This window comes from Pseudomonas nitroreducens, assembly GCF_024170165.1.
GTDB classification, from domain to species: domain Bacteria; phylum Pseudomonadota; class Gammaproteobacteria; order Pseudomonadales; family Pseudomonadaceae; genus Pseudomonas; species Pseudomonas nitroreducens_C.
Map to the genome: position 1 here is coordinate 140,297 of NZ_JALJXP010000017.1, position 9,055 is coordinate 149,351.

The window sequence follows — 9,055 nt, forward strand, 5'->3', positions numbered from 1 at the left end:
TCGGTCGTCGGATCAGGCCGCGCGCATGGCCTGGTGTGTTTCAATCAGGTGTTGCACCACGCCCGGATCGGCCAGGGTGGAAATGTCACCCAGGGTGTCGTACTCGGCCGTGGCGATCTTGCGCAGGATGCGGCGCATGATCTTGCCCGAGCGGGTCTTCGGCAGGCCAGGCGCCCACTGGATCACGTCCGGGCTGGCGATCGGACCGATCTCCTTGCGGACCCAGGCACGCAGTTCCTGGCGCAGTTGCTCGCTGGTTTCCTCACCGGCATTCAGGGTGACGTAGACATAGATGCCCTGCCCCTTGATGTCGTGCGGTACGCCAACCACCGCGGCCTCGGCCACTTTCGGGTGGGCGACCAGGGCGCTCTCGATCTCGGCGGTGCCCATGCGGTGACCGGAGACGTTGAGCACGTCATCCACGCGGCCGGTGATCCAGTAGTAGCCGTCCTCGTCGCGACGGGCGCCGTCGCCGGTGAAGTACATGCCCTTGAAGGTCTTGAAGTAGGTGTCCACGTAGCGGTCGTGGTCGCCGTACAGGGTGCGCGCCTGACCCGGCCAGGAGTCGAGGATCACCAGGTTGCCCTCGGTGGCCCCTTCCAGGATGTTGCCCAGGTTGTCCACCAGCGCCGGCACCACGCCGAAGAACGGCTTGGCGGCGGAGCCCGGCTTCAGGCCGTGGGCGCCCGGCAGCGGGGTCATCAGGCAGGCACCGGTCTCGGTCTGCCACCAGGTGTCGACGATCGGGCAGCGCGACTGGCCGACGGTCTCGTAGTACCACTGCCAGGCTTCCGGGTTGATCGGCTCGCCCACCGAACCCAGCAGGCGCAGGCTGGAGCCGTCGGCGCCTTCCACTGCGGCCTTGCCCTCGGCCATCATGGCGCGGATGGCGGTCGGGGCGGTGTAGAGGATGTTGACCTTGTGCTTGTCGACGATCTTGGCGACGCGGGAGATGTCCGGGTAGTTCGGCACACCCTCGAACAGCACGGTGGTCGCGCCGTTGGCCAGCGGGCCGTAGACGACGTAGGTGTGACCGGTGACCCAGCCGATGTCGGCGGTGCACCAGAAGACTTCACCCGGACGGTAGTCGAACACCCGCTCATGGGTCAGCGAGGCGTAGACCAGGTAGCCGCCGGTGGTGTGCAGCACGCCCTTGGGTTTGCCGGTGGAACCGGAGGTGTAGAGGATGAACAGCGGGTCCTCGGCGCCCATTTCCTTCGGTGCGCAGGTGGAGCCGGCGACCTTCATCAGGTCCTCGAACCACACGTCGCGGTGCTGGTTCCACTTGATGTCCGAACCGGTGCGCTTGCAGACGATGATCTTCTGCACGCTGCTGGTTTCCGGGTTGGTCAGGGCGTCGTCGACGTTGGCCTTGAGCGGGGTCTTCTTGCCGCCGCGCAGACCTTCGTCGGCAGTGATCACTACCTTGGAGCGGCAGTCGATGATGCGGCCGGCCAGGGCTTCGGGGGAGAAACCGCCGAACACCACGGAGTGGATCGCACCAATGCGGGCACAGGCCAGCATGGCGACCACGGCTTCCGGGATCATCGGCATGTAGATGGTCACCACGTCGCCACGGTGCACGTCCTGGCCGCGCAGGGCGTTGGCGAACTTGCAGACCTGCTCGTGCAGCTCGCGGTAGGTGATTTCGCGGTGTTCGGAAGGATCGTCGCCTTCCCAGATGATGGCGAGCTGGTCGCCGCGCTCGGCCAGGTGGCGGTCGAGGCAGTTATAGGAGAGGTTCAGGGTGCCATCGGCGAACCACTTGATGTCCACGTGGTGGTCATCGAAGGAGGTCTGCTTGACCTTGGTGAACGGCTTGATCCAGTCGATGCGCTGGGCCTGTTCGCGCCAGAAGCCGTCGGGGTTGACCACCGACTGCTGGTACAGCTTCTTGTAGGTGGCCTCGTCGGTCAGAGTGGTCGCGGCCACTTCGGGACGCACGGGGTACACGGATGCCGCTGTCATGGCGTTTTACCTCGGTGAAGAGTGTTGTTTTTGTTGCCCTAAGTTGTAACGGCGACACCCTCTCCCGAACCATACGACCATGGTCTTACCAATCCTTAGTCGTAGTGATGAGCCCCATAAGCCGTTGTTTTGGCAACGGACTCATGGGGCCGCGACAACCTGTCACATGCCAAGGGCGTGGGGCAGCGCCAGCGAGATGAAGGGTACGTAAGTCACCAGGATCAGGAATAACAGCAGAATCATCAGCCACGGCAGCGCCGCGCGGATGGTCGCGCCCAGCGGCAGGCCGGTAACCGCCGAGGTGACGAACAGGTTGAGTCCTACCGGCGGGTGCACCAGGCCGATTTCCATGTTCACCACCATGACGATCCCCAGGTGGATCGGGTCGATCCCCAGGCGCATGGCGATGGGGAAGAAGATCGGCGCGAGGATCAGCACGATGGCCGAGGGCTCCATGAAGCTGCCGGCCACCAGCAGCACCACGTTGACCATCAGCAGGAAGCCGATCGGCGTCAGCCCTTCCTGCATCACCCACTCGGTGATCTGCTGGGGGATCTGCTCGGTGGTCAGCACGTGGGCGAAGAGCATGGCGTTGGCGATGATGAACATCAGCATGATGCTCAGCCGCCCGGAGTCCACCAGCACCTTGGGGCAATCGCGCAGGCGCATGTCCTTGTAAACGAACAGCGCGACGAAGGCCGAGTAGACCGCCGCTACCGCCGCCGCCTCGGTGGGCGTGAACAGCCCGGAATAGATACCACCGAGGATGATCACCAGCAGCAACAGGCCCCAGATCGCACGGCGTGCGGCGGACAACCATTCACGCAGGCTGGCGCGCGGTTGCGCGGGCAGCTTCTTCACCCGTGCGACGATGTAGATCACCACCATCAGGATCACGCCCAGCAGCAGACCCGGTACCACGCCGGCAACGAACAGCTTGCCCACCGAGGTCTCGGTGGCCGCCGAGTACACCACCATGACGATCGACGGCGGTATCAGGATGCCCAGGGTGCCGGCGTTGCAGATGATCCCGGCGCCGAATTCGCGCGGGTAACCCGAACGCACCATGCCGGCCACGGCAATCGAGCCCACCGCCGCCACGGTCGCCGGCGAGGAGCCCGACAGCGCGGCGAACAGCATGCACGCCAGCACCGCCGCGATCGCCAGCCCGCCACGGATGTGGCCAACACAGGCGTTGGCGAAGTCGATCAGCCGGCGGGCCACGCCGCCGGTGGTCATGAAGGCGCCGGAAAGCAGGAAGAACGGGATCGCCAGCAGCGTGTAGGCCTCGGAGGTTTCGAACAGCTTGATCGCCAGCGAACGCACCGAGTCCGGGCTGAACAGCAGGATCGTCAGCGCGCCGGAAAGCCCGAGGGAAATGGCGATGGGTACGCCGATGAACATGAAGACGAAGAGCAGGAGGAACAGGATCATCACGGTCATGGACGGCTCTCCGCGGCTTCTTCGCCGGCCAGCTTGGAGGCTTCCGCGGCCTCGTCGGCGAGGCCCAGGCCGAGCTGGCGGCCGCGCAACAGGTTGACGAGGATCTCCAGGTAGCGCAGCAGCACCAGGCCGAAGCCGATGGGCACGATCACCGCGATGTAGGCCTGGAGGATGCCGAAGTGGTCGAGGTCTTCGGCGCCGATGCCGGCGATGAACAGGGTCTTCACCCAGTCGAAGCTGGCGACCATGAACAGCCCGGCGTAACCCAGGCAGCAGAGGCAGGCGAGCACGCCGATGCAGCGCTGCACCGGGCGCGGCGCCAGCCGCACCAGCGCGTCCACGCCCAGGTGGCCGGCGGTGCGCACGCCATAGGCGATGCCGAAGAAAATCAGCCAGCCGAACAGCGCCTTGGTCAGCGCGTTGCTCCAGGACATGTCCTGGGCGACGCCGAGGATCGCATCGCCGATGGCATAGAACGGCCCCTGGATCGACGGCAGGCGGTCGCCCAGGTCATAGAACAGGGTGAAGACGTTGGTCATCGCCACGTAGACGAAGGTCACCAGGGTCATGGCCGCCAGCAGGAAGGCGATGACGCCTTCCTCGAAGTGGTTCCAGACGCGCACGAGTCGGTTCATGGAAAAGGCTCCAGAAAGCCCCGCCAGCCGGCGGGGCCGGACGGATCAATGGGGGCGGTTGGAGGCTTCGGCGGCCTGGAGGAAATCGGCGCCGACGTTGTCGCGGAATTTCTGCCACACCGGCTGCATCGCCTCGCGCCAGTCGGCGCGCTGCTGCGCGGTGAGCGGATGGATCTCGCTGGTGCCGCTGGCGAGGATGCGCTGGCGGGCGTCGCGGTTCAGCCGCTCGGCTTCCTGGTTCACCTTCACGGTGACCTCGGCCATGATCTTCTCCAGCTCGCCGCGCAGGTCCGGCGGCAGGCCGTTCCAGAACCTGGCGTTGGTGATCACCATGTAGTCCACCAGGCCGTGGTTGGACTCGGTGAAGTACTTCTGCACCTCGTTGACCTTCTGGCTCTCGTAGTTCGACCAGGTGTTCTCGGTGCCGTTGACCACGCCGGTCTGCAGGCCCTGATAGACCTCGGCGAAGGACATCTTGCGGGAGATCGCGCGCAGGGTACGGAACTGCTCGTTGAGCACGTCGGAAGCCTGCACGCGGAACTTCAGCCCGCGTGCATCGCCGGGTTCCAGCAACAGGCGGTTGGCCGACAGCTGCTTCATCCCGTTGTGCCAGTAGGCGAGGCCGAGGATGCCCTTGCCCTGCATGCTGGTCAGCAGGCTCTGGCCCTGCGGGCTGCGCTGGAAGTTGTCGACGGCATCGATGTCGTCGAAGAGGAACGGCAGGTCGAAGATCTGCACCTTGCGCGTGTACTGCTCGAACTTGGCCAGGGACGGCGCGAGCATCTGTACATCACCCAGCAGCAGCGCTTCCATTTCCTTGCCATCGCCGTACAGCGAGGAGTTCGGGTAGACCTCCACGCGCACCCGGCCGGGCAGGCGCTCTTCGGCCAGACGCTTGAACATCAGCGCGCCCTGCCCCTTGGGCGTGTTCTCGGCGACCACGTGGGCGAACTTGATCACTATCGGTTCATTGGCAGGCCGCGGCTCGCCGGCTGTCTGCGGTGCATCGGCAGCCTGACTGGCAGAACCGCAGGCCAACGCCAGGACGGCGAGCAACGCCCGCCCCTTCATTCCAAACATCGCGTCACCCTCAATTTGTTCTTGTGCTTGCGAGGTGAGCCTTCTGGCAGGCTCGCGAGGAGACTGACGCAATTGCCGGCGTTCGGAGAATTCGTCTTTTCCCAAAGCGGCGTTCGACATAGCGGAACGCAAGGTACGAAAAGACGCGCCCGGCAGATGCCGGGCGCGGTGGAACTCAGGGGCTCAAGACTGCGGGATAGCGGGTCAGACGGGCAGCCGCGTGCGGTGTTCGAGCATCATCCGCTCGTGCTCTTCGAGCATGCCGGGCACGCAGTCGCGGAGGAACTCCACCCAGGTGCGGATTTTCGCGTCGAGGTACTGGCGCGACGGATACAGCGCATAGACGTTGAGGTGGAACAGGCTGTAGTCGGGCAGCACGCGCACCAGGCTGCCGTCCTTCAAACCCTGCACGGCTGAGTAGACCGGCAGCGCACCGATGCCCATGCCGGCACGCACCGCCTCGGTCATGGCGTCGGCGGTGTTGACCTGGAAATGGGTCTGGTTGATGCCGACCATTTCCTGGCCATCGGGGCCGTCGAACAGCCACTTGTCCAGCGACATCACCGAGTTCACCAGGCGCAGGCAACGGTGATCGGTCAGCTCGCCGAGCTGCTTCGGCAGGCCGTGCCGCGCCACGTAGTCGGGCGATGCGCAGAGCACGCTGTAGGTCTTGCCGATGCGCTTGGAGACGAAGCCAGAATCGGGCAGCTCCTGGGCGATGACCACGGAGATGTCGTAGCCCTCGTCGAGGATGTCGGTGATGCGGTTGGCCAGGGTCAGGTCGAAGGTGACCTCCGGGTAGATCTCGCAGTACTGCGAGATCGCGCGAATCAGGTAGTGCTGACCGATACCGGTCATGGCATGCACCTTCACCTTGCCATGGGGCCGGGCGTGGGCGTCGCCGGCCTCGGCTTCGGCTTCCTCGATGTAGCCGAGGATCTGCTGGCAGCGCTGCAGGTAGCGCTGGCCGGCTTCGGTGAGGGCGATGCGGCGGGTGGTGCGGTGCAGCAGGCGGGTGCGCAGGTGCGCTTCGAGCTTGGCCACCGTCCGCGAGACGTAGGCAGTGGTGAGGTCCATGCGCTGGGCGGCGGCGGTGAAGCTGCCGGTCTCGGCGACACAGACGAAGGCACGCATGTTGTGCAGCAGGTCCATCATTTCTCCAGAAGAGCCTGTCCACGCCACGGTGGGCGGCCTCTGCAACGGCGCTCGGGCGAGCAACGCCTTGTTACAGACTCATGACAGGCGGCGAATTGTCGCATACCTGTCGCGACGGGATTATTGTCCTTTCAGGCAACAATAATTCATCCAACCGTCAGCTTATCCTGCCCCCCGGCGCACTTCTAGAATCGCCCTCCCCAACGCGGCCCGCCGCGACACCCCAGGATTCGCACCCGTGCTCCGCCTTTCGTGCAACGTGCTGCCACCCCTTCGCTCCGCCTGCCAATTACAGGGTTATCAAGACCCGGCCCAGTACGACCACCGCCTCCGCCTGCCGAGATAAGCCCGATGAGCAGTCTGTCCGTGCGCCTGCCCAAGGCCGCCGCGGTGCGCTTCGCCCTGTCCGACTGGGCGCACACCGACGGCGTCACCTGGATGTTCATCCTCAAGACGCTGATCACCGCCTTCACGGCATTGTGGCTGGCCTACCGCCTGGAGCTGCCGCAGCCCAACACGGTGCTGGTGAGCGCCTTCATCGTGCTGCAGCCACAGAGTGGCCAGGTGCTGGCGAAGAGTTTCTACCGCATCCTCGGCACGCTGGCCGGGCTCACGGTGATGGTCACCTTCATCGCCCTGTTCGCCCAGGAGCGTGTGCTGTTCCTGCTCTGCGTGGCGATCTGGGTCGGCCTGTGCACCGCGGGCGCGGCGCGCTACCGCGACTTCCGCGCCTACGCCTGCCTGCTCGCCGGCTACACCGCAGTGATGATCGGCATCCCCGCCACCCTGCACCCCGAAGGCGCCTTCATGCAGGCGCTGTGGCGGGTGATCGAGATCACCCTGGGGATTCTCTGCACCGGTGTGGTCAGTGCAGTGGTCCTGCCGCAGACCAGCACTGCCGCCCTGCGCAACGCGCTGAACACCCGCTTCGGCGACTTCGCCGGCCTCGCCAGCGCCGGCCTCAGCGGCACGCTGGAGCGCGAGCGCTTCGAGCAGGCCAGCGCGCGCATCGCCGCCGAGGTGGTCGGGCTGGAAAGCCTGCGCAACGTCACCGCCTTCGAAGACCCGCACATGCGCCTGCGCAGCGGCCGCCTGGCGCGCCTGAACAGCGAGTTCATGCAACTGACCACGCGTTTCCACGCGCTACAGCGCCTGCTCGACCGGCTGCGCGAACGCCAGGCCAGCAACGTGCTGGAAGTGCTGATGCCGTGCCTGATCGACGTCAGCGAACTGCTTGCCAGCTGGCACGGCCGGCCGCTCAGCGAGGCGGATGCCGAGCGCCTCAGCGTGCAGCTGGAACTGTGCAAGCACCACCTGATGCCGCGCATTCGCGAAGCCCGCGCCAGCCTCGGCCACACCTGCCCGCGGGAAGCCGACCAGCTGGATTTCGAGACCGCCGCCGAATTGCTCTACCGCTTCGCCGACGATATGCACAACTACGCCCAGACCCACGCTTCGCTGGCCGCGCACAAGCACGAGCGCGAGCAGTGGAAGGAGCGCTTCACGCCCAAGGCCAATGCTCTCGCCGCTGCTGTCGCGGGGTTCCGTTGTGCGCTGCTGGTGATAGTTGGCGGGGTGTTCTGGATCGAGACCTCCTGGCTCAGCGGCGCCACCTTCGCGCTGACCTCGGTGCTGATTGCCGCACTTTCCTCCGCCTCGCCCAATCCCAAGCGCCTGTCGCTGCAACTGACCCTCGGCACGCTGCTCGGTGCCACGCTCGGCTTCATCCTGACCTTCCGAGTGCTGCCGCACATCGACGGCTTCCCGCTGCTGTGCTTCGTGCTCTCGCCGGTGTTCGCCCTCGGCGCCTTCCTGATCACCCGACCCAGGTGGAGCGGCTACGGCGTCGGCCTGCTGGTGTGGTTCTGCATCGCCTCGCTGCCGGCCAACCTGGCGCGCTACGACGCCTACACCTTCATCAACGAATACCTGGCGATGCTGCTGTCGATGGGCATGGCGGTGGTCGCGGCGATCGTCATCCTGCCACCGAACCGGCCGTGGCTGTGGGAGCGCCTGGAGGCCGAGCTGCGCCTGCGCGTGGTGCGGGTGATCAGCGATCCGCTGAAGGGCCTGTCGTCGAACTTCGAGAGTGGCACCCGCGACCTGCTGAACCAGGCCTATGGGTTATCCACAGGCCGCCCGGACGTGCAGCGACGCCTGCTGCGCTGGACTTTCCAGGTGCAGGAGATCGGCCTGTCGATCATCGAACTGCGCCGCGAGCAGGCCGCCCTGCCAAAAGAGCCCTGGTACGCCGAGCGCATGCCCTGGCGCCGGGCGATCCGCGCGCTGGGCCGGGCGCTGATCCGCCTGTTCATCCAGCCCAGCGAGAGCAACCGCCAGCGCGCCCTGGCAGCGGTGGAGCACGCCATCCACGCCACGCGCACCACGGATGATCGCCGCCCGCCGCACTTCGATTCTTCGCCCCTGCGCCGGGTGTGCAGCTACCTGCACTTCATCCGCACTTCGCTGCTCGATCCGCAGTCGCCGCTGCGCGATTGACGCCTGCAGATTCGCGAGCAAGCTCGCTCTTACGAAGAACGCTCCAGTGCCTGCCGGAACTGTAGAAGCGAGCTTGCTCGCGAACCGCACGGCAAAGCGCCGCCACATTTCGTAGGAGCAACTGCCTTCTTCTGATAGATCGTGCCTTGGATTTGCCCTCCCCCCCGGCCGCCCCCCCAAATGGGATTGGGGGGGGGGGGGGGGCCCGGGGCCGCGATTATGTGAAAAAAAACATAGAGGCGCCGGTGAAAACCGCCGCCCCCGGGCCCAAGCCG

The 9,055-nt window shown here is 65.7% G+C and carries 6 protein-coding genes; 1 reads left to right on the plus strand and 5 read right to left on the minus strand.

Annotated features, from left to right (window positions below; genetic code table 11):
* Positions 1-12: 12 nt before the first annotated feature.
* The 5 genes from acs to J2T47_RS26845 form a co-directional block, all read right to left on the minus strand.
* Positions 13-1,968: an acetate--CoA ligase gene (acs, locus tag J2T47_RS26825; RefSeq protein WP_253453452.1), complete on the minus strand. Its 1,956-nt coding sequence runs from the start codon at positions 1,966-1,968 to the stop codon at positions 13-15.
* A gap of 162 nt (positions 1,969-2,130) precedes the next feature.
* Positions 2,131-3,411 (minus strand): C4-dicarboxylate TRAP transporter large permease protein DctM, encoded by a 1,281-nt coding sequence (dctM, locus tag J2T47_RS26830; protein ID WP_253453454.1) that lies wholly within the window; start codon positions 3,409-3,411, stop codon positions 2,131-2,133.
* Positions 3,408-4,046 carry a TRAP transporter small permease gene (locus tag J2T47_RS26835; RefSeq protein ID WP_253453456.1) on the minus strand — a complete coding sequence of 213 codons (639 nt, stop codon included), beginning with the start codon at positions 4,044-4,046 and terminating at the stop codon, positions 3,408-3,410. The genes dctM and J2T47_RS26835 overlap by 4 nt, the downstream gene beginning before the upstream one ends.
* Positions 4,047-4,091: 45 nt before the next feature.
* A complete protein-coding gene (locus J2T47_RS26840; protein WP_253453458.1) occupies positions 4,092-5,126 on the minus strand; it encodes a TRAP transporter substrate-binding protein in 1,035 nt (344 codons plus the stop codon).
* 204 nt (positions 5,127-5,330) lie between these two features.
* A complete protein-coding gene (locus tag J2T47_RS26845) occupies positions 5,331-6,278 on the minus strand; it encodes a LysR family transcriptional regulator (protein WP_253453460.1) in 948 nt (315 codons plus the stop codon).
* 354 nt (positions 6,279-6,632) lie between these two features.
* Here J2T47_RS26845 and J2T47_RS26850 point away from each other — a divergent pair, with 354 nt between their 5' ends.
* Complete coding sequence (locus J2T47_RS26850; RefSeq protein WP_253453462.1) at positions 6,633-8,780, plus strand: FUSC family protein; 2,148 nt, start codon at positions 6,633-6,635, stop codon at positions 8,778-8,780.
* Positions 8,781-9,055 lie beyond the last annotated feature (275 nt).

What these genes read in the sequence shown, in the direction of transcription:
- acs (WP_253453452.1), bottom strand. Translation starts at nt 1,968, where the DNA reads ATGACAGCGGCATCCGTGTACCCCGTGCGTCCCGAAGTGGCCGCGACC.
- dctM (WP_253453454.1), bottom strand. Translation starts at nt 3,411, where the DNA reads ATGACCGTGATGATCCTGTTCCTCCTGCTCTTCGTCTTCATGTTCATC.
- J2T47_RS26835 (WP_253453456.1), bottom strand. Translation starts at nt 4,046, where the DNA reads ATGAACCGACTCGTGCGCGTCTGGAACCACTTCGAGGAAGGCGTCATC.
- J2T47_RS26840 (WP_253453458.1), bottom strand. Translation starts at nt 5,126, where the DNA reads ATGTTTGGAATGAAGGGGCGGGCGTTGCTCGCCGTCCTGGCGTTGGCC.
- J2T47_RS26845 (WP_253453460.1), bottom strand. Translation starts at nt 6,278, where the DNA reads ATGGACCTGCTGCACAACATGCGTGCCTTCGTCTGTGTCGCCGAGACC.
- J2T47_RS26850 (WP_253453462.1), top strand. Translation starts at nt 6,633, where the DNA reads ATGAGCAGTCTGTCCGTGCGCCTGCCCAAGGCCGCCGCGGTGCGCTTC.